At 29.5% G+C, this 24,721-nt stretch carries 24 protein-coding genes; 6 read left to right on the top strand and 18 right to left on the bottom strand.

Annotated elements, in window-relative coordinates:
* Window positions 1-2 precede the first annotated feature (2 nt).
* The 5 genes from IF125_RS03440 to IF125_RS03420 form a co-directional block, all read right to left on the bottom strand.
* On the bottom strand, window positions 3-1,475 hold the full coding sequence (locus tag IF125_RS03440; protein WP_225541519.1) for a phytoene desaturase family protein: 1,473 nt from the start codon (window positions 1,473-1,475) through the stop codon (window positions 3-5).
* 9 nt (window positions 1,476-1,484) lie between these two features.
* Window positions 1,485-1,814, bottom strand: coding sequence for a hydroxyisourate hydrolase (gene uraH, locus IF125_RS03435; RefSeq protein WP_394369876.1), 330 nt, complete (start codon window positions 1,812-1,814; stop codon window positions 1,485-1,487).
* A gap of 88 nt (window positions 1,815-1,902) precedes the next feature.
* Window positions 1,903-2,556 carry a MarR family winged helix-turn-helix transcriptional regulator gene (locus IF125_RS03430; RefSeq protein WP_225541517.1) on the bottom strand — a complete coding sequence of 218 codons (654 nt, stop codon included), beginning with the start codon at window positions 2,554-2,556 and terminating at the stop codon, window positions 1,903-1,905.
* 1,521 nt (window positions 2,557-4,077) lie between these two features.
* A complete protein-coding gene (locus IF125_RS03425; protein ID WP_225541516.1) occupies window positions 4,078-4,335 on the bottom strand; it encodes a Txe/YoeB family addiction module toxin in 258 nt (85 codons plus the stop codon).
* Entirely contained in the window at window positions 4,336-4,590 is a 255-nt protein-coding gene (locus tag IF125_RS03420) for a type II toxin-antitoxin system Phd/YefM family antitoxin (protein ID WP_171622164.1), read from the bottom strand. It abuts the gene before it with no gap.
* A gap of 898 nt (window positions 4,591-5,488) precedes the next feature.
* On the opposite strand from IF125_RS03420, the gene IF125_RS03415 reads away from it, so the two are divergent.
* The 4 genes from IF125_RS03415 (at window position 5,489) to IF125_RS03400 (ending at window position 7,780) form a co-directional block, all read left to right on the top strand.
* Window positions 5,489-5,809, top strand: a complete 321-nt coding sequence (locus IF125_RS03415; protein ID WP_225541515.1) for a DUF2752 domain-containing protein — start codon at window positions 5,489-5,491, stop codon at window positions 5,807-5,809.
* Window positions 5,806-6,054, top strand: a complete 249-nt coding sequence (locus IF125_RS03410) for a hypothetical protein (RefSeq protein WP_225541514.1) — start codon at window positions 5,806-5,808, stop codon at window positions 6,052-6,054. The genes IF125_RS03415 and IF125_RS03410 overlap by 4 nt, the downstream gene beginning before the upstream one ends.
* A 266-nt stretch (window positions 6,055-6,320) precedes the next feature.
* On the top strand, window positions 6,321-6,869 hold the full coding sequence (locus IF125_RS03405; RefSeq protein ID WP_225541513.1) for a DUF4334 domain-containing protein: 549 nt from the start codon (window positions 6,321-6,323) through the stop codon (window positions 6,867-6,869).
* An 11-nt stretch (window positions 6,870-6,880) separates the two neighbouring features.
* Window positions 6,881-7,780: a helix-turn-helix domain-containing protein gene (locus IF125_RS03400; protein WP_225541512.1), complete on the top strand. Its 900-nt coding sequence runs from the start codon at window positions 6,881-6,883 to the stop codon at window positions 7,778-7,780.
* A 64-nt stretch (window positions 7,781-7,844) separates the two neighbouring features.
* On the opposite strand, the gene IF125_RS03395 is transcribed toward IF125_RS03400, so the two are convergent.
* The 9 genes from IF125_RS03395 to IF125_RS03355 all read right to left on the bottom strand — a co-directional run bounded on the left by IF125_RS03395 (window position 7,845) and on the right by IF125_RS03355 (window position 17,641).
* A complete protein-coding gene (locus IF125_RS03395; RefSeq protein ID WP_225541511.1) occupies window positions 7,845-8,651 on the bottom strand; it encodes a GIY-YIG nuclease family protein in 807 nt (268 codons plus the stop codon).
* A gap of 77 nt (window positions 8,652-8,728) precedes the next feature.
* On the bottom strand, window positions 8,729-9,139 hold the full coding sequence (locus tag IF125_RS03390; protein ID WP_225541510.1) for a hypothetical protein: 411 nt from the start codon (window positions 9,137-9,139) through the stop codon (window positions 8,729-8,731).
* Window positions 9,140-9,684: 545 nt separating this feature from the next.
* Window positions 9,685-10,032, bottom strand: coding sequence for a hypothetical protein (locus IF125_RS03385; protein WP_225541509.1), 348 nt, complete (start codon window positions 10,030-10,032; stop codon window positions 9,685-9,687).
* Between the two features lie 135 nt (window positions 10,033-10,167).
* Window positions 10,168-11,943: a hypothetical protein gene (locus IF125_RS03380; RefSeq protein ID WP_225541508.1), complete on the bottom strand. Its 1,776-nt coding sequence runs from the start codon at window positions 11,941-11,943 to the stop codon at window positions 10,168-10,170.
* Window positions 11,943-13,928: an McrB family protein gene (locus tag IF125_RS03375; RefSeq protein ID WP_225541507.1), complete on the bottom strand. Its 1,986-nt coding sequence runs from the start codon at window positions 13,926-13,928 to the stop codon at window positions 11,943-11,945. The genes IF125_RS03380 and IF125_RS03375 overlap by 1 nt, the downstream gene beginning before the upstream one ends.
* A gap of 4 nt (window positions 13,929-13,932) precedes the next feature.
* The gene (locus tag IF125_RS03370; RefSeq protein WP_225541506.1) at window positions 13,933-14,634 is read right to left on the bottom strand and encodes a hypothetical protein; all 702 of its coding nucleotides are present in this window, start codon (window positions 14,632-14,634) and stop codon (window positions 13,933-13,935) included.
* An 8-nt stretch (window positions 14,635-14,642) separates the two neighbouring features.
* Window positions 14,643-15,884, bottom strand: coding sequence for a DNA cytosine methyltransferase (locus IF125_RS03365; protein WP_225541505.1), 1,242 nt, complete (start codon window positions 15,882-15,884; stop codon window positions 14,643-14,645).
* Window positions 15,877-16,164: a helix-turn-helix domain-containing protein gene (locus IF125_RS03360; RefSeq protein ID WP_225541504.1), complete on the bottom strand. Its 288-nt coding sequence runs from the start codon at window positions 16,162-16,164 to the stop codon at window positions 15,877-15,879. The genes IF125_RS03365 and IF125_RS03360 overlap by 8 nt, the downstream gene beginning before the upstream one ends.
* Before the next feature lie 379 nt (window positions 16,165-16,543).
* The gene (locus IF125_RS03355; RefSeq protein WP_171623586.1) at window positions 16,544-17,641 is read right to left on the bottom strand and encodes a calcium:proton antiporter; all 1,098 of its coding nucleotides are present in this window, start codon (window positions 17,639-17,641) and stop codon (window positions 16,544-16,546) included.
* Window positions 17,642-18,555: 914 nt separating this feature from the next.
* Between IF125_RS03355 and IF125_RS03350 the strand changes: the two genes are divergently transcribed.
* Window positions 18,556-18,747 (top strand): cold-shock protein, encoded by a 192-nt coding sequence (locus IF125_RS03350; protein WP_171623587.1) that lies wholly within the window; start codon window positions 18,556-18,558, stop codon window positions 18,745-18,747.
* 240 nt (window positions 18,748-18,987) lie between these two features.
* Here the strand turns inward: IF125_RS03350 and IF125_RS03345 are convergent, their stop codons facing one another.
* From IF125_RS03345 to IF125_RS03335, 3 genes are read right to left on the bottom strand one after another with little or no spacing between them, the layout of a single operon-like run.
* Window positions 18,988-19,155 carry a T9SS type A sorting domain-containing protein gene (locus tag IF125_RS03345; protein ID WP_225541503.1) on the bottom strand — a complete coding sequence of 56 codons (168 nt, stop codon included), beginning with the start codon at window positions 19,153-19,155 and terminating at the stop codon, window positions 18,988-18,990.
* 32 nt (window positions 19,156-19,187) lie between these two features.
* Window positions 19,188-19,739, bottom strand: coding sequence for a lipocalin family protein (locus IF125_RS03340; RefSeq protein WP_171623589.1), 552 nt, complete (start codon window positions 19,737-19,739; stop codon window positions 19,188-19,190).
* Window positions 19,740-19,741: 2 nt separating this feature from the next.
* Window positions 19,742-20,584 (bottom strand): alpha/beta fold hydrolase, encoded by an 843-nt coding sequence (locus IF125_RS03335; protein ID WP_225541502.1) that lies wholly within the window; start codon window positions 20,582-20,584, stop codon window positions 19,742-19,744.
* A gap of 172 nt (window positions 20,585-20,756) precedes the next feature.
* Between IF125_RS03335 and IF125_RS03330 the strand changes: the two genes are divergently transcribed.
* On the top strand, window positions 20,757-21,974 hold the full coding sequence (locus IF125_RS03330) for an NAD(P)/FAD-dependent oxidoreductase (protein ID WP_225541501.1): 1,218 nt from the start codon (window positions 20,757-20,759) through the stop codon (window positions 21,972-21,974).
* 58 nt (window positions 21,975-22,032) lie between these two features.
* On the opposite strand, the gene cphA is transcribed toward IF125_RS03330, so the two are convergent.
* Window positions 22,033-24,642, bottom strand: a complete 2,610-nt coding sequence (gene cphA, locus IF125_RS03325) for a cyanophycin synthetase (protein WP_225541500.1) — start codon at window positions 24,640-24,642, stop codon at window positions 22,033-22,035.
* Window positions 24,643-24,721 lie beyond the last annotated feature (79 nt).

The raw sequence follows: 24,721 nt of genomic DNA, 5'->3' as shown, positions 1-24,721 counted from the left end.
ATTTAATTTTTTATTTTGTTGATCTCATTGGCCACTATTTTACCAGATATAATAGAGGGAGGAACTCCTGGTCCAGGAACAGTTAACTGACCAGTATAAAATAAATTCTTTAGCTTTTTATTTCTTATTTTAGGTTTTAGTACTGCTGTTTGATTAAGTGTATTAGCCAATCCATAAGCATTACCACCATAAGCATTATAATCGGACACAAAATCTCTGACACAATAGCTTCTTTTAAAGTCGATTTTAGACTGCAAATCTTGAGTACCTGTATGCTTTTCTAATCGCAAGAGCATTTCCGTTAAATACTTCTGACGTACAAATTCAATGTCATTTATTCCTGTAGCAATCGGCATTAGTAAAAACAAATTTTCTTTACCATTAGGTGCTACTGAATGATCTGTTTTTGAGGAACAACAAGCGTAGAACAAAGGTTTTTCAGGCCATCTTTTATCTTCGTATATACTATCTATATGCAGATCTAAGTCATGTTCAAAGAATAGTGTATGATGTTTTAAATGCGGAATGGTTTCGTTAAAACCTAGATAAAAAATAAGACAAGACGGTGCAAAAGTCCTTTCTCTCCAATAATCAGCGGTATAATTTCTGTACTCTTCGTTCAAAAGTGTTTCAGTATGATGATAATCAGAAGAAGCAATTACTTCATCAAATTCATGGATTTTACCATTTATAAGAAGGGAACTTACTTTTTGATTTTTTACATTTATTTTTTCAACATTCGAATTAAAATGAAAGTTCGCCCCTTGTTCTTCTGCTACTTTTTTCATTGCTAATACCAGTTGGTAAAAACCTCCTTTAGGATAATAAGTACCTAGTACATAACCGCCATAATTCATCAAACTATACAAGGCTGGAATCTTTTCAGGAGATGCGCCCAAAAATATTACGGGGAACTCCATTAAAGCTCTCAATTTCTTATCTTTAAAATACCGTGCAACATAGGCTCTAAAATTAGATAGTAAATCTAATCTCAATGCACTTTTAGCAATTTTAAGAGAAATAAATTCACTCCAATTTACACAAGGTTTATGTACAAAATCCTTCATTCCTACTTCATATTTGAATTTGGCAGATTTCATAAATTTTTCTAATTGAAAGCCAGCACCTTTCTCTATTTTTTCGAAGGTTGCTTTTAGTGCTTCAAAATTTTCAGGTACATCTATTTTTTCATCAGAAAAAATCATCTCAAATTGAGGATTTAACGATATCAATTCAAAAAAAGAAGAAGTACTATAACCAAAATCCTCAAAGAAATCTTGTATAACATCTGGCATCCAATACCAACTAGGTCCCATATCAAATACATAACCTTCTTCTGTTTTTAATTGTCTTGCTCTTCCGCCTGGCTGATTATGTTTCTCAAATACATGTACTTCGTGTCCTTCTTTTGCTGTATAAGCAGCAGCTGATAAACCAGAAAATCCAGATCCAATAATGGCAATTCTTTTTTTCATATCTCGTTTTTAACTTCCTTTATATGTAGAATAACCATAAGGAGATACAGTCAATGGTACATGAAAATGCTTATCCCCTTTAATATGGAAAACAATCTCGATAAAAGGATAAAATGTTTGCAATTTTTTTCTATCAAAATAAGATTCAATATGAAATACGAGTTTATAAACACCGTCATTATTCTGACCATAAGGTAAAAAATTCCCTATTCTACCATCTTTATCTGTAATTTGTGTACTTACCTTAGTCCACGAATTGTCCACATTCATTTTCTGTAATGTAACTGAAACAGATGGTGCAGGCTCTCCAGTAGAATTATCTAAAATATGACTGGACAATTGATATGTTTTCGTTTGTGAAAAACAGTACAAAGAACAACAGAAAATTAGAAAGAAAAATACACTCTTTTTCATAGTAGTTATTTTTTTAATTAATATATTTGTAAGCCTCATCTAATAAATCTTCTGTATCAAAATTCTTTTGATAAATATCTTGATGAAAAGCTTCAAGTTTGTTGAGTAGATTTATTAATTCTATTTTTTCAGCATAAGTTAAATTACCTGCTACAATTTGTGTTGCTAGTCTAATTTTTTCCATTTGTTCTTCTAAAATTTCTAAACCTACGGGACTAATCTTAATAACTTTGCTTCTTTTATCAAGCTCAGAAGAAGCTTGATCAACCCAACCCTTAGCAATTAAACGATTTATAATTTGCATCCCTACAGGTTTTTCATGTACATTTTTCTTAATCAAATCCATCTTAGACATTTCTCCAAATGCCTTTAAATTAATTAAGTAAATAAAATCTTCTTGAGAAGAAAAATCTGATCCTATAATAGCAGACTTTGAATAACTTTTTGCATATCTATTCATATGAACAAGTAATGTACTTATAACACTTTCAGCCGATCTCATTTTTTCTTTTCCAATCCAATGAGGTACATCACAAGAACTTTCTAGATGATTATTTAAAATAATCCACTTTTTAAAATCATCAATAGAAGCATTAGAAATAAACTTATTTTCTTTTTCAAATTCTTCTATTAAATCAACTACATCTTTGATTAATTTGAAATTCATTTCTTGTATTTAGTTTACAAATATACCATTTTAAAACAAATAAAGAATAATATTATACTAAATATTAAAAATAATATCCGAGCTTATTAAAAAACTATGTCATTTTATAATTATAATTCTAATTTATTTTAAAGATTTATTTTTGTGAAGTCGGTATTAACATTATAATTTAAATAATCGTTAAAAGTTTATAATTAAGAAAGGAATACATAGTTTCACTTTTTTATTTGATGTCTCAATTAAAATTCCATAGATTTAAAAGAAAAAAAAATCAAGTTAGAAGCTCAAGCACTATTATTTTATTAGTAAGTCAAACATTTTTTATAAAAATTAGTAAAGATATTTTATTTCAATATGTTAAATTTTTAATAAACTTAACTACACCAAAACTACACTACACCCCCTTACACCATTGACAAATAAAGACTTTTACACTTTCTGTATCGGCAAATAAGAGCCAAATACCGCCTTTGAATGCCACTTTAAAAATATTTTAAGTATGCGGATATGTTAAATCTTAATGTAGTAAAAACTAGAATATTGTAATTAAATTATCCAATAGTAGGGATTAGCCCACTATTGAGTAAAGTTTTTTTTATAGTTAAAGTATTGTTTGTGTGTTTTTTACGAGTCACCAACACATCTGATACACAAGGTTATCAAATGAATTGATTTTAGCTGTTTTAAGAGCATAAAAATACCCAATAGTAGAGATTATCCACTATTGGGTTAAGTTATTTAATGGTTAAATAATTGTCTTTGTGTTAGTTGTGTAATAACAACATATTTGAAACACTGCCGGTTGCATCTTTTCGTGCTTGTATCATAATAAGTTAATTATTTTTACGTTACTAATGTTGTGTATTAATCACATAGAATTTGTAAGATGGAAGGAAAACTCCTAAGTTAAACGATTTGAAATACTTATCCTTAACTCCTTTTTAAATTATATATTTTTTTATGACTTAATTCCATTGGAAAAACATGGTATCGAAACTACTTTCTAAAAATAAAGACTTAAAAAATGCTCTTAAAAGCCCGATGTCGCGGATTTGCAATCCGTGACTTTATCTATACAATTCTACTGTTGTTATGGTTATAAAATATACACTGCTACTATCGGTTGCTTTGTATTTTGTTGACATACTACACTTTTATTTCAATGAACTTATTTTCTATTTTTATGTAGCACGGATTGCAAATCCGCACGATCGGGTTTTGGGCGAAAATTACAAGATATAGAATTACTATAATTACATTTTTAAATTAAATATTGTCACAAAAATCAATGAAATTTGTGACAAAGTAAAAATCATTAAATATTGTATTCATCTAAAATTCAAATAGAAACAAAAGTTTTAAAATCTCGTTTTGGCGAAATATTTTTATTGGATGACTTTATTGATTATGGTTCTTTGTCGTACTTCATCACTTCGTAGACAATAGAATATTTTTTATAAACTTAACAAAAACATTATTATACATAAAAAAATCCATACATATTCGCATGGATTTTATATTTTAATCATAATAAAAACGGCATTTAGCAATAAGTATTTGTCCGTCTTCATATTTATATATTAAACGATGTTCATCATCTATTCTTCGTGACCAAAACCCCGAATACTTATGTTTTAAAGGCTCTGGCTTCCCTATTCCTGTAAAAGGTGTTCTAGAGATGTCTTTTAATAGATCATTGATTCGTTTGACTTTTTTTTTGTCTGTTTTTTGCCAAAACAAATAATCTTCCCAAGATTCATCTACGAATATGTATTTCATTTATTCTTCGATTAATTCTTTTTCGAAAGATTGATTACTTTTTAATTTTTCAATGGCTGAATCAAGTCTTGATTCGTTGATACGAGAAGATAATTCATAGTTTGTCGCCATTAATGAATTGTATTCTTCAAGAGACATTACAACAATACCAGAATCTTTTCCTCTGTTGATGATTAAAGTTTCAAAATTTTTTGAAACTCTATCTAAATAAGATTTTAAATCTTTTCTGAAATCTGAAACACTTGCTATTAACATAATCATGTATTTTATTATGTACAAATATACGTACAAATTATGAGATATAAAAACATTCACTGAATTCATAATACGTTTTATTATATTTAAAAATTAATAATTTTTACATCAGTGATTTTATTTAAATAATTTGAATTCGAAACCAATTAGTTTAACATTGAATACTATATTTAATAAATTATTTAGTTCTAATTATTAAAATTGTTAAATAAATTAAGCATTTCTTATTTTATTTTATAATTTTATCAACTGATATTCGGGCATAAGTGTTAAACTTTTTATAAAATACACAAAACCAAAACTACACCACACCCCCTTACACCATTGATAAATAAAGACTTTTACACTTTCTGTATCGGCAAATAAGAGCCAAATACCACCTTTGAATGCCACTTTAAAAATATTTTAAGTATGCGGATATGTTAAATCTTAATGTAGTAAAAACTAGAATATTGTAATTAAATTATCCAATAGTAGGGATTAGTCCACTATTGAGTAAAGTTTTTTTTATAGTTAAAGTATTGTTTGTGTGTTTTTTACGAGTCACCAACACATCTGATACACAAGGTTATCAAATGAATTGATTTTAGCTGTTTTTAAGAGCATAAAAATACCCAATAGTAGACAACAGTCCACCATTGGGTAAAGTTACTTTATGGTTAATTTATTGTTTATGTGTTTTTTATGATTCACCAACACATTTGGAACACTGCCGGTTGCATCTTTTCGTGCTTGTATCATAATAAGTTAATTATTTTTACGTTACTAATGTTGTGTATTAATCACATAGAATTTGTAAGATGGAAGGAAAAATCCTAAGTTAAACGATTTGAAACACTTATCCTTCACTCCTTTTTAAATTCTATATTTTTTTATGACTTAATTCCATTGGAAAAACATGGTATCGAAACTACTTTCTAAAAATAAAGACTTAAAAAATGCTCTTAAAATCATCTGGGTTTTAAGCGGTTTGATTTCTATATTATTAGTATTTACCCTATTGTTTATCCCTTCTACATTAATGTTCGAAAAAATACCAACTTGTGAATATAAACTTTTAAATAAAGAATGTTTCTTGTGTGGAACAACACGTGCATTTTACCAAATAAAAGAGTTTAATTTTCTAAAAGCATATGAACTAAATAAATTTAGTCCATTTTTATTTTTAGCTCTATTAATCAACATTTTAATAATTACAACAAACTTTAAAAAATTATGAAAACAGCAAGCTTAGTAATGGGAATTTTATCAATATGTGGCATGTTTTTAGCCTTTATTCCATGCCTTGGAGCATTCAATTGGATAAATATTCCATTCGCAATTTTGGGATTAATTATTAGTATTGTGGCCTATACGAGAAATGATGACGAACCAAAAGGAAATGCAAAAGCTGGAATTGCTATGTGTGCAATTGCTATTATTTTTGGATTAATCAGATTAAGTATTGGTTTAGGAATTGTATAAATTGAATAATGCGGGATGAAACGCAAGTTGAAAACATTCAGCTTACTAAATCCCGCACAACAGAAAATATCAAAATACCTTGAGATATTTTTTTATGTTAAAAACATAATGTTTCAGGCTAATCCAGCTCGCTTCTATCTCCACTGAATTCACCTCTTCCAATACTTTTTTTCATCACTTCATTTTAGCTACAAAACGCTTCGTTTCAGATACATTAAGTCGTTCAAGCTTCTCTAATTTTGTCCTGTAAATAAATACATATTAAAATGAAAACATTAGAAGAAGTAATGAAAACGCAAACTGCAACTACAGAAGAAATGCTAAGCATATACGACAGTTTGCCAGCGGTAACCGCAGATTTTATGATCGGACGTTGGAAAGGTACCGAGATAGAATCCAATCATCAAATGAATGGTATGCTGAAAGATGGCGGTTGGTACGGGAAAATATTTAATTCAGAAGAAGAAGTGCATCCTTTGGTGTTTTTCGGATCGGATAAAACATCGTTGTATTCGATCAATCCTCGAAATATCCCTTTGCATTTGAAATTTCCAAAATCAAAATTAATGGGAATTTTAACCACTTTGTCTCGTCCATTTTTCCAGACCCGCAAACCAAAAGCGCGCTTGCGTATGGTAGAACACAGAGGAAAACTTACCGCTACAATGCTGTATGATGACAAAGCGATTTATGATCATTTTGTGAAAATTGATGACAATACCGTATTGGGCTATATGGATTTGAAGGGCGTTGCAGATCCTGTATTCTGGACAATGGAAAGAGATGATCGTGCAAATTATAAGCTCTTGTTTTAGTATATTTGATTATGAAAAACGACAAACCCATTGTTATCAATACGATTTCAGAACTTCATCGGTTGGCAAATTTAGAAAAACCTTTGCATCCTATGGTGAGCGTTATTAAATTCGAGGAAATGGCTATTCCTGAAGAAGCACAAGGTGTAAAGGCTATTTTTAATCTCTACAGTTTATTTTTGAAGAAAAATGTAAAAGGTAAGTTTAAATATGGTCAAGATTATTACGATTTTGATGAAGGAGTATTGGGAATGAATGGTCCGGGACAAGTGATGAAATTAGACGATCAGTATGAAGCCACTGGATGGGGACTTGTTTTTCATCCAGACTTTATACAAGGCTATCCGCTGGCACAATCGATCAAAAAGTATGGCTTTTTTTCGTATGCCGTGCACGAGGCTTTGCACGTATCTGCGCAGGAAGAACGTTTGTTGGAAAGTATATTTCAGAATATCGAAAATGAATACCACCATTCTATCGATGCGCATAGTCAATATGTGATGATTTCGCAATTGGAACTCTTATTTAACTATACCAACCGATATTATAGCCGTCAATTCATTACCCGTAAAAATGCCAGCCAGTCGATAATTGCTAATTTTGAAACGGTACTTTCAGCGTATTTTGAAGAACATTATGGTGAATTGCCCAACGTACAATATTTTTCGGACCAGCTCCATATTTCCACACATTATTTAAGCGATTTGCTCCGAAAGTACACCGGACAAAACACGCAACAACATATTCATAAAAAGATTATTGAAATAGCCAAAGAAAAGCTATCTACAACAGATTTGTCCGTAAGTGAAATAGCCTACGAATTGGGTTTTGAACATTCGCAGTCTTTCAATAAACTATTCAAATCCAAAACTCAAGTAACGCCATTGGAATATCGCAAATCCTTTCTTTAAATTTTATATTTATAACCTGTTTTTAAGATAAAGATTATAAAAATCTAAAGAAAAATAAGTGCGCTTATCGAGTTAATTCAGCTTTAAGGTGTCGAAATAATATTTTTCGTACATCTTTATTATCCTGTTTTAATTCGATACAAGATTTTATTTCATCAATGTTTTTAAGTAATTTATCACAATAACCAAAGCCTTTGTACACACCTTTTTCAATCAATACAATTCCTTTTTCATGTTCTGTACGCCCCTCTAATTCAAGTAAAATATCTTTTTTAGGCAAATGAACCGTTTTCAAATACTGACGAACTCTTTTGTTGTAAAGTTTCGCATCTTCTTGGTTTATGCAAGCGCCATTACATTCGTCTAAACTATATTGAAAACAACTTGATTTTGTTTTGTATAATCCATTTATTTTTTGACAAAGTTTATACTTATCTGTGATATAAAATAGATAATTCTTGGCTTCATTGAGCGATGTAAAAGAAATGATTTCGTTTCCTGAATTATCTATTTTCTTTATGATTAATGCTTGATAACCATCCGAATTTATTTCTTTGTATAAGGCATAAAAAAACTTAATCTTGCGTTGAGCTCGATTAAAAATTGGTAGATTTTGTTTAATTAATTCAGATTCTCTCAACAAAGCAATTAGTTCATTTCCTGTATTTTCAAAACGAATAGAATGAGTGAAATGTTGCAACTTAACTTCCTTTTTATCAGTCGATTTGAAATGCTGAATCAGTCGTTTTCTGATATCAATACTTTTACCAATGTAGATAATGTCATGCTTGTCATTGTATAAATAATACACGCCACAACTATTTTTTGGTACTTCGTTCACTAACTTTTTCAATCTATCATTCAGTTGCATAGTGCAAATTTACGTAATCAATTGTTACTCATTCAATTTTCTATATTGAAGTCTTAAAAGTTACCAACAGAAGCATACTACGATTCATTTTCCATTAATTTTATTTTACCGCCATTAATCGCTTCAAGTTTATTCGCCCAAGTAAAATAATCATACGCAATTGCTGACCAAATCCCATTCTCAAATTCGAAACCATAGTTTAAATGAACTTGATCGTAGGTTATCGAAACTTTCAACCGATCTTTATCTACAACATCGATCACCTTATCAAACAAAGTATTGTTATTCAGTTTGGTAAGTACAATTTCGACTATATTATTTGGGTGAATTGTTTTAAGAAAATCATCTAAGATTATTTCGCCAACAATAACAACGTTTAGCATTTCATTGTAACGATACAATACCCAATGATGGTGTAAGGCTTCCACTTGATCGATATCAAAATCAGAACAAGTACAAAACGTAATATCAGAATAAACTTGACACATCAATTTAAGTTTTTATAAATATACTTTTTCTTTTGAAAAAAAACTGATTTTCCCTCTACTTTATTCCCCATTTATTAACCTTACAATTTATTTTATCATTCTTAGACTTCCTCTTTCTATACCAATTCTATCTTTAACCTTAACCTCAATCATTTTTAACAACGAATTTTAGAGTCGACATACGATTTGCAGATGAGCTTCAATCCATTGAAACGAACGTAAAAAAGATTAGTGAGCCTATGCGAATCATTTAATCTTTTTAGTGAGTAATATGATAATTGAACGGCGAAAATCGAAGTCTTGATTTTTTGATTACTTTTTGATCAAGACTTACCCGAAGGGCATATGAATTCAATTGAAAACAATAAAAAATCATGAATAAAAAGTAATAATAATTCTATCATATGACACTTTCTTCAGCCTTTTTCAATATTCAAATTCGTTTTTAGCAATGAATTTTGTCGTTCGTTATCATCGTCTAAGTCTTCGATTCAACGTTTTACAAACATTACTCTGATTAATGCTAATGAGAAATTGAATTTAATTTAGTTTAACGATTCGATGTTTAACACTTGATATACTTCCTCCAAATGTAATTTAGCTTCGTTATGTAGCTTATCGAAACTTAAAATCTCGTTTCTGAATATTACTTTTTTGAAATGATGGGTTGGAATATTAAATGTGTTGATGGATTGTGTAGCCACCTTAGATACGCCATCATACGCTATTAATAACGCTAGGCTATTGATAAGGTATGAATATTCTATTTTTAACGTGTATTTATCGTAAGTGGTGTACTCTGTTTTAGATAGTTGGGTGTTCTTCATCCAAACTTCGATGTCTTTTACAAAGTTTAGCTTTACTGCATCTACCAATGGCGAGATATAACGCAATAGCTGTTGCGTATAAAAGTGTTTGGCAAATTTGGTTGATTTGGATAAATGGGGGATTTACAATACAACTAACTTACAATATTTTAAGGAAATAAAAAAGGAGCAAATTTTTGCTCCTTGTATGTTGTAATAATTTTAAAATTCATAATCGTTAATAGCTGGTTTAATAGCGCTATTGGTGTTATATACAAATTCTTTTTGTTTAGTAATTGGATTATTAGTTACGATAAATCTATTTAGTAAACTCTTATCTTTTAGTTTATTTTCTCTACTTGGATTTACTGCTAGTATCAATTTATTTGGATTAGTAATTGTTCTTATAACTCTACCTGTAATATGCCTAAATTCTACATCGACAAACTCTTTAAGTTCTTGCTCTGAATTAAAATTAAATTCATAGAAATCAAAACCACTATGGTTTTTAAAATACGATCTAAAATGTGTTTTAAATGTATTTTTAAATAATTGTCTTGTTTCCAATATTTTATCAGGAGAATAATTAGTATAGCTATTTAATACAAATAAAAAATTGATTTCATAGTAATTTATGAATAAGGTATCTCTATCGAATAGCCGCTCTTTAAAGTGAGCATTTTTCTCAGTACCTTTTTCAATATTTTGCACTAAACCGTTTGTATCATAATCATTTATATTCTTTATAACACCTTGAATAAAGAAATTTGGAGATATACTATAACCTTCTGTAATATCATCTCTATAACGTATGTTTTTATTAATTAAAGAAGGTATTTTAGCATTTTCCTGTAGCAAATCAATATTATATTGTATCACATTCTTTGCATAAGTGAATTGCTTATAAATAGAATTATCACTTACACTAGAATTATGCTTATAATATTTCGAATCCCCTATATAGAAAATACTTTCGTCTGTATCTAATATGCTATCAAATTCGAATAGATGGTCTAAGATTTTACCATCTTGATTGTTTTTAAGATAGTTTAAAGAAATACCATTAGATGTTTTTCTATCTGAAAATTTGTCTGATAAAAGTTTATCAATCATATCCTCGAATACATTATGGTATTGTTTTACAATGATAAAATCATCACTTTTATTTTTAACACTTCCAACAAAAGACTTCTCAAAAAACAATACTAATAAGTTATAGATAGCTTTTAATTTATCTGAATAGTAGTTGTTTTTAATCTTCTTGATTTTATATAAACCTGTTTCTAAAAAGATTTTAAAACGCTCTCCTTTGATTAAGTTATATGGACAATCTATTATTACATCTACTTTATATTCGTCTTTTAAATGATTTAAAACCGAATAGAAATAAGTCATTAATACTTCGTCATCATTTATTTTTTTAACCTTTGTATTTAGGTTATCGTAAATTGGAGTATTACCAACAAATATAGGTTGTTGCTTTCTTATGGTCTTATTCCAGCTAACTTTTTTATGTTTTAATGATTGTTGTTCTTTAGAATGAAAAATAAAAAAGTCTTTATTCTTCTTGTAGAAGTTTAATATCGTTAATACTAAATCTAAAAATGTAAATTCGTTCGTACCTACATTCGTACTTAATTGTAGTGTATCTCCTAATTGAATGATTTTACTATCAACCCTATTTTTATATTCTGCTAATGATTTATAAAACAAGATTAAGAATTTTCGAAACCAATTCAATAAAGTTATATCCTCTTTTAAAAGCGATTCTATATTTTCGTTGAATAAACTTAAATAAGAAATATTAGTGTCTAAAAATTCATCGTTATCTGTAATGAATAATTTGGGCAAAAAATAGTACAGTTGGTTATCATTGGAATGATAATAACCAACCACGTCTATATATCCATGACTACCTATTTGATGATAAAATTTATCACCAAAGCATTTTTCTAAATCATTGATATTGTATTTTGCACCTTCAAATAATATTCTCATTATTCTTCAGATTCAGATTTCTTTTCGTTATATACTTCTCCGTTAGGCTCGGCAGCTTCATTCACCACTTGATTTTCTTGGCTATATTCTACTATTTCTTTATCTTCTGACTTTACTACTGGAACATTTAAAATAGTTGACAATAAATGAATTAACAATCTATCTTGTTCTTCTTTATTATAAAAATTATTGAATGAAATATCTCTATTCTTAGTACCATCAGTATTTCTTTCTATAAAAATATTATCTGGGTTAAACACCTCATCTTTAAATACATCATTCCATAAATAGAACAATACTTTGTTAATGAATAATTCTTTTGAGATACTATTTTCAGATTTAGAAGCATTGATAAACCAATTCCCGATCTGTTTATCTTCGGATTTGTTTACTTTATAAATTTTATCATTGACTTTAGCTAAGAATTCCAGCCAAGAATATTGATGAGTGTCATCAATTTTGATAGTAAAATTAGATTCAGTACATTTTAAATCAATAGGTACATAATGCCAATCCCATCTACGTTTGAAAGCAGAATCCATAGGATATAATGATTGGTCAGATGTATTCATAGAAGCTAATATTGATAAATTATTAGGCATTTGTAATTTACCGTCAAATAATAAATTTACTTTAGCATCCTCCTCAGTTTTATCCTTATTTAATTCATTTTCCTGTTCTTTTAAATATGCCTTTAATTCAGATGATGGCTCAATATTATATTCAGGATTACGGTCTAGTAATTGGAAAATATCACCAAAAATTTCTGCACAATTTCCTCTGTTTATTTCTTCAATTACTAAGTAATAATCTTCACTTGTATTACTCCAAGCTTTTACATATAAATCTGTAAATACCTGTGGTACAAATTTGTATTTAATTTTATCGTCATCTTCTGTATCTGTAAATGGTTTATATCCACCTACAAATGAATGGTAATCATAATCTGGATGAAATGTTACTCTTGAATAATTATCGCCTTTTGCTCCAAGTTTTTTTAATTCCTCCTTAATTGCATGTGATTTACCTGTACCTGGAGGGCCAAAATATATTTTGTTGAAGCCTAGTATCCTATTTTTAATTTCAAATGTTATTTCATCATTAAAACTGACAAGTTTAAAAACATCATCTTCTTTAATAATTTTAAAACAACCTTCTGTCAAATCCGATAAAAACTTATTAAAATTAAACAAACTAGTATTGTTTTTATCATTATCGTACCACTGATTTATCAAATAAGAATTTGGATATTTTACTAAATTTAAGTTCTCATCAAAATAACGTTGTATTCCACCGGATTTTAATTGCTCCTTATTTTGTGGCTCATTGAAATAGCTTATTATTGCATCAGTATTGAAATAATTAGGAAATGATAATACACTTATTATACTTTCATCTAATTTAGATTCCTTTTTTTGTGATAATTGTAATAAATCATTTTCATTTACTTTTGATAAAATAACTTTAAAAGTTTTAAGAATAATTCCCCTTAAAGATTTATCAGTAAATAATATAATAGGTATATTGGTGTTAATATTAGAATTTACAACAGTATTAACATTTGTTGTATCATATTCAAAAACACTATTATTAATTGAACTTAAAAAGCTAGATATACTAGTTTCTTTTGGTAAGAAATATAAATCATAATTTATAGCATCCTTTTTAATTAAAGCGAAATAATCATCTAGGTTATTTGTTTCGTTTAATTTTAAGATATTAATAAATAGATCTTTAATATTTTCAGTTTCATCAGAATTTGAATATACTTTATAATCTCCTCTAGATGGAGATAACTTTAAAAAATTTTTAAATTTTTTATTATTAAAAGTATCTTTCGGCGAAAGTGACTTATATGTAATATATATTTCAACTTCATCTTTTGAGAAGCCAAAAAAAGTTGATACTACATTTTGATTAAATTCAATTTGTTTTCCTAAAGACGGATTCAAATCATTCTTCCTAAACTTAAATATTTTTATCATAAAATCATAATTTTGACCATTGTTCGGCTATAGCTTTCGCAAAACCTTCAAATGTTTTACTTCTTAGTGTTCTTCTTTGCTCGGTTGATATTTTTGTGTTAAATGAGTCTGAGTACCATTTCGGTAATGATTTGCCACTTGATAATACCACTCTTTCTCCTTTACCAACAATTTTAGTTGGTTCTAGGTGTGGTAAATTTTTTAGCCATAAACATGTTGCTTTTGATGCTTCATCGCCAAACATCCATGGATGAACAGTTTGGTCTGGTTTTCTATATCTTGAACTTACAATACCAACTGGATTCTCAATTGCTATTCGTTCAATAGGTGCCTCAAATAGTTTTATAAAAAAATTTAAAGCATCTTCTCTATCTTGTGCTCTATTAGGGAATCGAGGATGTGGACGTCTCTCAGAAAAAGGTAATTCCTTATCATCAGGATGATAAAACCATCTAGCACCACTTACAGCTAAGTATGTACATGGGGGATGAGCAACCATTAAATCCCATTTTTCAACATTTACAATGTCTCCATTTTCTGTAATACCACCATTATTCTCTATAATTTTAAAAACATCTTCATTAAAATGCCATTCTGGATGACCTCCACTTGAAGGTAATATATCACAACTATATGCTTGTATTCCTAGCTTTCTAAACTCTTTACATACTGCCTGACTCTCTTCGCAAGCTATTAAAACATTCATTTTGTAATTTATTTAATTTTATTTGTCAAATATTCTGAAATTGATTCAGCAATTATTTTTGAAAATTTAACCGGTACTGCATTACCAATCATTTTATAGCATTTTGCATTACTTCCTATGAATTTATAATCATCAGGAAAACTCATTAAACGTGCTGCTTCTCTAATTGTAATACTTCTCGATTGATCTGGATCTGGATGAATAAACATTAAACCATCTTTTTCCAAATGAGCTACTATAGTATGTGAAGGTTTATTCCATTCTAAGTTTTTATACTTGGCATACAAAGTTGTTTTACCTGTTTTACTATAATAATATTCAATTTTATCCTTTTGAGAATAGTAATTCATTGCATTAGTAATCCATTCTTTAAAAATATTTAAATCCCTTAAATTATGAAATCTAGGAATATGTTGTATATCTTCAGATTCCTTATCACAATTATGAGAAATATTTTTACCCTTAACTTTTATAATTTCCTTTAGGGGATACAACTTCGGTAAATCAGCAATAGAATCTAATACAGTTTTTTTATTATTTAAATCTTGTTTACTTCTGATTAATGAATAAATTTCTTCTAAATCAAAGTTAGAATTCTTGTTTACACCAATTATTATAACTCTCTTCCTAGATTGTGCTACACCATAATTTACTACATCAAAAACAGCAGTAGATAATTCACTAGGATTTAATATTTTGTAATCTATATTATCAAAAGCTTCAAATATTCTTTCAGTAATATTTACCCCTCCGGGCTTTGCCGTTAATATTCCAGGAACATTTTCAAAAACAAAAATCTTTGGCTTGTATTGATCTACTAATTTAACAAAAGATTCAAATAAATAATTTCGATAATCATCTTTCATTGAATTTTTATCTTTTGCTCTACCATGAATAGAATATGCTTGACATGGAGGTCCTCCAATTATTATATCAATAGATTTTTCATCTACTAAACCATTAATACCTTTGTCTACAATATCTACATGATTGGTATTTAAAAATTCTTTTCTCGACTCTTCAGACCAATTTCCTTTAATTAATTCTTCTGTTTTTTGTATATCAAAATGAATAACTCTTTTTTCTGCATCTTCTAAAGAATGATTCCATTTAGTTACTAATCTATTTCTAAGTGTACTTACCATAGGTAATTCCCATTCCACATGTGCTATACCCTTATATTTATTTGTACTTAAAAATCCCTCACTTAATCCTCCACAACCAGCGAATAAATCAATAAAACTATACATTCTTTTTATTAATTATATTATTAATTATCATGACTTTATAATCCTCTTTTTCATTTTCAAAAATTGAATCAACTTTATCATAATAATATTCATTTTTATATTTTAAGAAGTCTAAATTTAGAATAGATGATACTAATTCCAACTTTTCTAAACTTAACTTCTTTTCGTTTTTTTCAACTTTGCAAAGAAAAGAAACATCGCAGCCAATTTGTGTCGCTAAATCTTTTTGTGACATTCCTATTTTCAACCTTGCTTCTTTAATTATTGTACCTATATCCATTTGTTGAATATTTGATTGACCAAAAAGGTCAAATTTATATAAACTAACGACTATAAACAAGTATATGTATCATATTAGTAACCTAAGTAAACAATTATAAATATGAGTTAAATTTATACTACAATTAATTTAAGAATTATGGCAGACAATAAACAAAACACAAAAAACGAAAGTGTCTCCGTCTTAGAAATACCTACAGTTCTGGAGCAACCTATTGATCTAAAATTTGCAGATCACTACATCTATTGCCCTATTTGTAGTATAGAGATTAATTTAGAAAACCGATTAATAAGAGATGGTGATTCGGCATATTGTGAGGATTGTGAACATAAAATACTTCTCAGAGTGGTTAAAATTTAGATAAATATGCAACTATATTTTAAGGAAATACTATTGTAAAAAGATAAATTAGAAAAATTGAAATCAATACAAATCCTTGCATAATATTGGTTTTTCCTGTTGCCAAAGAGATTGTAATAATAAATAATGATAATCCCAATAAAATAGTAGATTTAGTATCAATTCCCAAACTCATTCTTATTCCTGTAACAACAGATGTTATTGCTATTACAGGAATACTAAGCCCAATACTTGCCAAAGCAGAACCGAAAGCTAAATTCAACGATGTTTGAATTTGATTATTTTTCGCAGCCCTAAATGCAGCCAAACATTCTGGAAGAAGTACAATACCCGCTATTATTACACCTACAAGAGATTTTGGTGCACCTGCCCATTTTACCATATGTTCCACATCTTTTGAGAGTAATTTTGCTAATAATACCACAATACCAAGACATAAAATTAAAAATACAATACTGATGTACATTTCTTTACGAGATGGTTTTTCAGGAAGTTTAGGTAACACCATATTTTCAGATAATTTGTTCTCTGGAGAGACAAAATAACTACGGTGTCGAATCGTCTGCATCATTGTAAAACCAAGATATAAGCCTAAACTTATAATAGACACAAAAATTAATTGGGTAGATGTATATTCACCTCCATTATGACTAATCGTATAATTAGGTAAAATAAGCACAAAAATAAGAATAGAAGTAAGCGTAATTAAAGCGGTACTCACACCTTGAAGTGTAAAATTTTGTACCTTGAACTTTATAGAACCTATAATAAGACATCCACCTATAATTCCAGTAATGATAATCATTACAGCTGCATACACAGTATCTCTGGCAAGTGTGATGGTTTCCAAACCTTTTGCTCCCAGCATAATTGAAATAATCAAAGCAACTTCGATTACAGTAATGGCAAATGCCAAGAGAAGCGTACCAAATGGTTCCCCTACCCGATAAGCAATAACTTCAGAATGGTGCACGGCAGCAAGTACACTTCCTATAAGCATGAAAGATAAAATAAACGAATAAAATGTTCCAGAAAAATAGTAGTGACCAAAATAAGCCAACCAGCCAAATATAGGAATAAGGATGGTCCATACTAAAAGATATATTTTTTTCTTCATAGAGGTTAACAGTGTTGTTTTTGTTCATTTTAAGAAATTAAAAATGAATCTATTGTTTCATTTCATATACACAAACGATAAGAAACTTTCATTTAGAAACAGGAGGAATGAACTAAACTTATATAGTTCTACACATCTTAGATTAAAGTATTAAAATCAAAGTGGTAAGTGAATAAAAGTCTAGAAAAACCAGAAAAAAACATTGAACAATCTTTGAAAAAATAAATTGGAATAAGAATTATCGAATTTAATTATATGCATATAATATATCTTCAAATGTAGTGTAAATCCATAAATTCATTAGTATAAATGATAGATTATTTTGGATGATACCGCCCGAAAAATTGTCAATTATATCCTGAAGCAAAAGTTATTGGATTTATAGTATATAAAAATATGACAAAATTAACTGAACAATTAAACTAAATTTATGACGTTAATAGCTACTACTATTGTGCACTATATAGTAAGATGGATTATAAAATAATTAGCTCCTTACACTTTTTAGATTTTAAATATTTGCAATAATATTTAAAATTTACTGCTATTTAAATAAATATTATTTAATTTTATTAATATATTTTTATTTTCAACTATTTTAGTATACATTTGTACAAATATCAGAGATGAGATATTATTAGTTACAAACTAAATAGTTTGATTTACATTTTTATTATTTTTAGCTTTTTGCTAAATTCCTTTAAGACTACTGTAATTTTTTCCTTTTAATTTATACTTTTTATTATTTACAATTTTTAAATTGTTTTAATCTCCAATATTACCGTTAATTATCACGCGTTAAGTTGATAAATTATAGAGAATAATGAAATAATTTTTACTAAAGAAAAAATTAGTTCCTTTTGATATAAGGTAATAATTATTTATTTATTCTCTACTTTTTAAAAATATAAATTATGCAAGAAGGTATAGTAAAATTTTTTAATGATGCTAAAGGATTTGGTTTCATTACAGTACAAACAACAGGAAATGAAATCTTTGTACACACATCTAATTTAATTGATCATATAAAAGAAAATGACAAAGTTTCTTTTAAAGTAGAGCAAGGTCAAAAAGGGATTATGGCTACTCAAGTTAGAAAAATGTAATTCTTATTTATTTTATCATTTCTATAGTATACATTTAAATAAGTAAACTTCAATTTGAAAAAATAATTTAATTATATAAGGCTGATTCTTAACAAGAATTCAGCCTTTTTTTATTCAATATATTCTTAACCTTCATTATTTTTAACAAGCTATTATCTAATTTATAACGAAAGCTCTTTTATGATTTTTAGTATTCAGAAATTGGTTGTTTTACCATTCATTTGAGCTCTGGACGAATAGCTATTTTTTTATCAATTTTAGGGTTTCTGATGTAGCGTTTAAATAATCAATTTTTACAATATAATTTCCTGGCGTTAAATGCTGAACAGTTAATGTATTTTGATTTTGAATAACTTGAATCAGTTTTCCAGTTAAGTCAAAAATACCCTCTGTTTCATTTTTAAACACAGAGGGTATTTTATAAACAAATGAATAGAAAATCAATCTTGTTTTGTCCACGTTAATTGGGAAACATCATAACCTTTTTCTTCTGCATATCTCAGGTAATTTTGTTTTATATTTTCTGGTATGCTTTTCTTTCGGGATAATATCCACATATACTCGTGGCTTTCACCAAAAACTAAAGCTGTTTCGTACGCTGGATCCATCATCACAATATTGTAGCCTGAATAAAACGGACCAAAAAAAGAAACCTTCAATGCTCCTCTTCCTTCTTCTCCGTTAAAAGTTGCTTTTCCGTGTGCTTCTTTCCACTTCTCTTCTTTAGCATCATACCCACGATTATGAACTTCAATTTTTCCATTTTTACTCAGAAAATAAGTTGCTGTAACTTGACTTAGATTTTTTTCATACTTAAAATCCAAACGAGCCATTTCGTACCATTTTCCCATGTATTGTTGTGGATCAAAATTCTCTACGACCTCAACAAAATCTGGTATTTTTACTTTTCTACAATTTAACCATGCATAACAAAGTCCTCCTATTCCTGCTATTGCTACCCCAGAAACAATCGTTTTATTTATTTTTCTCATTTCTAATGTTTCTTATGTTCGATACTTAAAAGAAATTCTATCAAATCCATATTCAACTGTTCTTTATGCGTAATATTCAGTCCATGCGGTGCATCGTCATACACGATATAAGTTGAATTCGAAATCAGTTTTGCCGCTTGATCACCCGCCGTTTTAATGGGAACAGTTTGGTCTTCTTTACCATGAATGATTAACGTTGCCACCTCAATCATTTTACATTCCGTTCTAAAATCAGTGTCCATCCAAGCGCGTGCAGCTTTCAACGTTGCAATAGGTGAAGCGTGCGAAGCAACAGAAAAATCAAACTCTAATTGTTCTTTATGAACCGATTTTTTAAGTAATCCATAATTGTAAAATCCTTTATGAAAACCTTCTAAAAACTCTAATCGATTTGTTTCAAGTTGCACCACAATCTCATCCAAATCCTTTTGTGGAACACCATGTTCATTATCGGGTGTTTGTTTTACAAGCGGAATGATTGAACTGATTAATGCAATCTTCGAAATATTCTGATTTCCATAATTCGCAATATAGCGTACAACTTCTCCTCCTCCCATCGAAAAACCTACCAACACAACATTTTTTAGTTGTAATTCGTCTATAAGTGCATGTAAATCTTCTGTCAACGCATCATAATCGTAACGATCCCAAGTAGCACAAGATTTCCCAAATCCTTTTCGATCATAGGCGATACAACGGAAACCAGCTTCTACAATTTTCGGAATTTGATATTCCCATGATTGTAAACTAAGCGGCCAACCATGTATCAAAATAACAGGCTGTGCGAGTTTATCACCGTAATCAATATAATTCAGTTTATAATCTTTTCGTTTTAATTTAGCCATAATTTTATTTTTAAGTGATTTATAATTAACAATCTAACCGACAACTTCTTATTTACTACATCGCAAGCATTAAGCCAATTATAAAAAACTAAATGTTAAAGTACTTTTGTACCCGAAATATTTTGGCTCGATTTTTTCGGTAAATGATTTCAAACCAAACAAGCTCGCAACAATGGATTTACATTCTGGATTACCTTATTGGATTGTGAAAAATGAATTCTTTGATTTATATCAACCACTTCGAAATCATTATAGCATTGATGTTGCGATAATTGGTTCTGGTATTACAGGTGCTTTAGTTGCTCACGAATTGTGTGAAGCTGGAATAGAATGTGCATTGATTGATAAACGAACAATTTCTACAGGAAGTTCTGCCGCAAGTACAGCTCAATTACAATATGAAATTGATACACCTTTGTGCGAATTAATTAAAAAAGTTCCCGAAAAACATGCTATAAATGCTTATTTTGATTGTTTACAATCCATTACAAGTATTGAAAATATTTTTAAAAACACCAAAATTGATGCTGATTTCACAAGAGTTCCGACTGTTTTGCTGGCAAGTAATAAAGCGAGTGTAGAGTTGTTAGACAGAGAGTTTGCCCTTAGAAAAGAAGTGGGATTACCGATTAACTATTTGGATGCACAACAATTAAAAACATATCAAAATATAGATGGAATTGCTGCGTTACAGAATGATACTTCTGCCCAAATGGATGCTTACAAAGCTGCAATTAGCTTGCTAAAATACCATCAACAAAAACACAGCTTAACAATCTATACGCATACAAAAGTGGAAAATATACAGGAATCAAAAAATGGTTGTAAGCTTTTAACAGAGCATGGGCACATTATTTCTTGTCGATATGTAATTGTGGCAACTGGTTTTGAGGCTGGTCAGTTTCTTCCTAAAAAAGTGATGAATTTACTTTCTACTTATGCGATAATTTCCTCGCCTGTTGATGAAAAAATGGTGTGGCCAAATCGTAGTTTAATTTGGGAAACAGCTGATCCTTATTTGTATATGAGAACAACAAAAGATAATCGTTTGATTGTTGGAGGGGAAGACGAAGATTTTCAAAATCCTGAAAAACGAGATGATTTACTTCGTTCAAAAATCAAGGTTCTGGAACGAAAATTTAAGCATTTATATCCTGAAATTGAATTTAAAACAGAGATGGCTTGGTGCGGAACTTTTAGTTCTACTGATGACGGTTTGCCTTATATAGGTCCTTGGAAAAAGGGAGATCGTACTTTGTTTGCTTTAGGCTACGGTGGAAATGGAATTACTTTTTCTATGATTGCAGCAGAAGTTCTAAAAAATAGTATTCTTAACAAAAAAGATGAGCGATTAAAAACGTTTGGCTTTAATCGATCATCTAAAAAGTAGATCTTTATAAAATTACTTCATTTTCAAGGTAATCATTAATCAACTTAAAATGAGATGATTAAGAATCTTTATCTAAATGAAATTGGACGACATCAATAGCGTTAGAAACAGCATCACTTAATGCGACAATAAAATCACCTTTTTCGGCTTTTTTTATGGTATGTTCAATGGCTTCAATTTCGTTGGGTATGATTTCGTAAGGAAAATCCTGTTGAACTTCGTTGATCCCTTTTACAAGCAACTGTATTATTTCTTTTTCTGTTCGCCCTCTTAGGTGTCGTTCTTGTCTAATAATGATATAATCAAACATTTCGGCAGCAATTCTTCCACAAGATTGGATATCTTCATCTCTGCGATCGCCTACCCCAGAAATAATACCAATTTTTTTATTCGCTTTTACATTCGATAGATAATCTTTTATAGCGATATATCCGGCAGGATTATGGGCGAAATCAATTAAAATTTTAAACTCTTTAAATTGAAAAATATTCATTCTACCAGGAGTTAATTTTGGGCTTGGAAAAAAAGTCTCCAAAGCTGTTCTAATCGTAGAAATATCTATACCTGATAAATACGCTGCCAATACAGCTGCCAGCACATTCTGAATCATAAATGCAGCTTTGCCATTCATCGTCAATGGAATATTACTTACGTCTGCAATACATATTCGTTCTGTTTTGGTTTGGATTACAATGGCATCTTCTGTATAAAATGCAACTGTACTTCCATTTCTTATATTGTTTTGAATCTCTATATTTTTTTCATCCAAAGAAAAATACGCAATTTGACATTCTAATTTTTTAGAAATCTTCATCGAATACTGATCTTCAGCATTTAAAATGGCCCAGCCCTCTTTTTTAACACTTTCTACTACCACAGACTTTACTCTCGCTAATTGTTCTAAAGAATGAATATCCTTTAACCCCAAATGATCTTCGGTAATATTGGTAATGATTCCTATATCGCAAGTGCGAAATGCAAGTCCTTCTCTAAGAATTCCTCCTCTTGCTGTTTCTAAAACTGCAATATCTATGGTTGGATCATTTAGAATTTTTCGTGCACTAATCGGTCCTGTTGTATCCCCTTTTTCCATCAGCTTATTTTGTATATAAATACCGTCTGAAGTTGTATAACCGACATTTTTTTTATGTTGTTTAAATAAATGAGCGATTAGTCGTGTAGTCGTAGTTTTACCGTTGGTGCCAGTAACTGCAATTATGGGAATAGTGGTGGATTTTTGAGGAGGGAAAAGCATATCTACAACCGAAGAAGCTACATTTCGAGCAATCCCTTTTGTTGGAGATAGATGCATTCTAAAACCTGGCGCTGCATTTACTTCAATTACAACTCCTCCGGATGAATACAAAGATGCTGATAAATTGGAAGCAATAATATCTATTCCGCATATATCTAAATTAATAACCTTAGCAATTCGTTCGGCTAAAAGAATATTATCTGGATGAAGTTCATCTGTTACATCAATTGATGTTCCGCCTGTACTAAGGTTAGCGGTTGATTTTAGATAAATGATTTCATCCTTTTTTGGAATAGATTGTAAATCGTAGTTTTTTGATTTTAATAATGAAATCGTATGTTGATCAACTTTTATTTTTGTTAAGACTTGTTCATGGCCTTCTCCTCTATTAGGATTGTTATTTTCAATCAGAATCAATTCGTTGATGGACAGTTTACCATCTCCTATGACATGAGCTGGTATCCTCTTCGCTGCAGCCACTACTTTTTTATTGATGACCAATACTCTAAAATCGTGACCTTCTACAAATTTTTCTACGATGACTTTTTGACTAAATTCTTGTGCGTATTGCAATGCTTTTTCAGCAGTTTCTAAGAGATTGATATTGGTGGTTACGCCTCTTCCATGATTGCAGTTGTAAGGTTTGATGACAATAGGATAGCCTATTTCTTCGATTATACTTTTTAACTCTTCTTGATTTTCACATAATCCTCCGTCTGCAATAGGGACAAATGCATCTTTCAACAACTGCTTGGTTCGAAATTTATTACATGCAATTTCTACAGCCATGTAATTGGTGTTTTCTGTAATCGTTGCTTCTAATCTAACTTGATTTTTTCCATATCCTAACTGTATATATGAATGTTGATTTAGTCTTGACCAAGGAATTTTTCTCTTCTCTGCTTCATTAATAATACTTTGTGTAGAAGGACCCAATTTATTTGCATTCCATATTTTAGCCATTGTTTCAACATCTGCTGAAATGGAGTAAGATGAATTAGAAATTAATGCTTCGGCTATTCTTACGGCTGCTTTTGCAGCATATACCCCTACTTGTTCATCTTGATATGCAAAAACAACATTGTACGTTCCTGATGTGTTAGTTTCGCGTGTTCTTCCAAATCCCGTATCCATTCCTGCCAAAGTTTGTATTTCCAATGCGATATGCTCAATCACATGCCCCATCCAAGTACCTTCTTTTACGCGAGTAAAAAATCCACCCGCAACCCCTTCCGAACAACGGTGTGAGTGCATGGAGGGTAACCATGATTGTATGCGATCTGCAAAACCATTAATTTTATTGGTGGGAAATTGTTCTAAATGACCCAAATTTAATCGCATTTGGATTAGTTTATCTCGTTCTATGCTCCAATAATTTGGACCTCTAAGTATTGATATGTTCTCTATTTTCATTTGTGGTAAGTGTTAAAAAATTTAATAAATCATTACAATAACTAGACCTATTTGTCCTATTAACACGACTTTATCATTT

This window comes from Empedobacter stercoris (genome assembly GCF_020281205.1).
Classification (GTDB): Bacteria; Bacteroidota; Bacteroidia; order Flavobacteriales; family Weeksellaceae; genus Empedobacter; species Empedobacter stercoris.
This window is presented reverse-complemented; position numbering and strand designations above follow the sequence as displayed.

Excerpts from the sequence above, each read along its gene's own strand:
- IF125_RS03440 (WP_225541519.1), bottom strand. The coding sequence starts at position 1,475 with ATGAAAAAAAGAATTGCCATTATTGGATCTGGATTTTCTGGTTTATCA.
- IF125_RS03430 (WP_225541517.1), bottom strand. The coding sequence starts at position 2,556 with ATGAATTTCAAATTAATCAAAGATGTAGTTGATTTAATAGAAGAATTT.
- IF125_RS03425 (WP_225541516.1), bottom strand. The coding sequence starts at position 4,335 with ATGAAATACATATTCGTAGATGAATCTTGGGAAGATTATTTGTTTTGG.
- IF125_RS03420 (WP_171622164.1), bottom strand. The coding sequence starts at position 4,590 with ATGTTAATAGCAAGTGTTTCAGATTTCAGAAAAGATTTAAAATCTTAT.
- IF125_RS03415 (WP_225541515.1), top strand. The coding sequence starts at position 5,489 with ATGGTATCGAAACTACTTTCTAAAAATAAAGACTTAAAAAATGCTCTT.
- IF125_RS03410 (WP_225541514.1), top strand. The coding sequence starts at position 5,806 with ATGAAAACAGCAAGCTTAGTAATGGGAATTTTATCAATATGTGGCATG.
- IF125_RS03405 (WP_225541513.1), top strand. The coding sequence starts at position 6,321 with ATGAAAACATTAGAAGAAGTAATGAAAACGCAAACTGCAACTACAGAA.
- IF125_RS03400 (WP_225541512.1), top strand. The coding sequence starts at position 6,881 with ATGAAAAACGACAAACCCATTGTTATCAATACGATTTCAGAACTTCAT.
- IF125_RS03395 (WP_225541511.1), bottom strand. The coding sequence starts at position 8,651 with ATGCAACTGAATGATAGATTGAAAAAGTTAGTGAACGAAGTACCAAAA.
- IF125_RS03390 (WP_225541510.1), bottom strand. The coding sequence starts at position 9,139 with ATGTGTCAAGTTTATTCTGATATTACGTTTTGTACTTGTTCTGATTTT.
- IF125_RS03380 (WP_225541508.1), bottom strand. The coding sequence starts at position 11,943 with ATGAGAATATTATTTGAAGGTGCAAAATACAATATCAATGATTTAGAA.
- IF125_RS03375 (WP_225541507.1), bottom strand. The coding sequence starts at position 13,928 with ATGATAAAAATATTTAAGTTTAGGAAGAATGATTTGAATCCGTCTTTA.
- IF125_RS03370 (WP_225541506.1), bottom strand. The coding sequence starts at position 14,634 with ATGAATGTTTTAATAGCTTGCGAAGAGAGTCAGGCAGTATGTAAAGAG.
- IF125_RS03365 (WP_225541505.1), bottom strand. The coding sequence starts at position 15,884 with ATGTATAGTTTTATTGATTTATTCGCTGGTTGTGGAGGATTAAGTGAG.
- IF125_RS03360 (WP_225541504.1), bottom strand. The coding sequence starts at position 16,164 with ATGGATATAGGTACAATAATTAAAGAAGCAAGGTTGAAAATAGGAATG.
- IF125_RS03355 (WP_171623586.1), bottom strand. The coding sequence starts at position 17,641 with ATGAAGAAAAAAATATATCTTTTAGTATGGACCATCCTTATTCCTATA.
- IF125_RS03350 (WP_171623587.1), top strand. The coding sequence starts at position 18,556 with ATGCAAGAAGGTATAGTAAAATTTTTTAATGATGCTAAAGGATTTGGT.
- IF125_RS03340 (WP_171623589.1), bottom strand. The coding sequence starts at position 19,739 with ATGAGAAAAATAAATAAAACGATTGTTTCTGGGGTAGCAATAGCAGGA.
- IF125_RS03335 (WP_225541502.1), bottom strand. The coding sequence starts at position 20,584 with ATGGCTAAATTAAAACGAAAAGATTATAAACTGAATTATATTGATTAC.
- IF125_RS03330 (WP_225541501.1), top strand. The coding sequence starts at position 20,757 with ATGGATTTACATTCTGGATTACCTTATTGGATTGTGAAAAATGAATTC.
- cphA (WP_225541500.1), bottom strand. The coding sequence starts at position 24,642 with ATGAAAATAGAGAACATATCAATACTTAGAGGTCCAAATTATTGGAGC.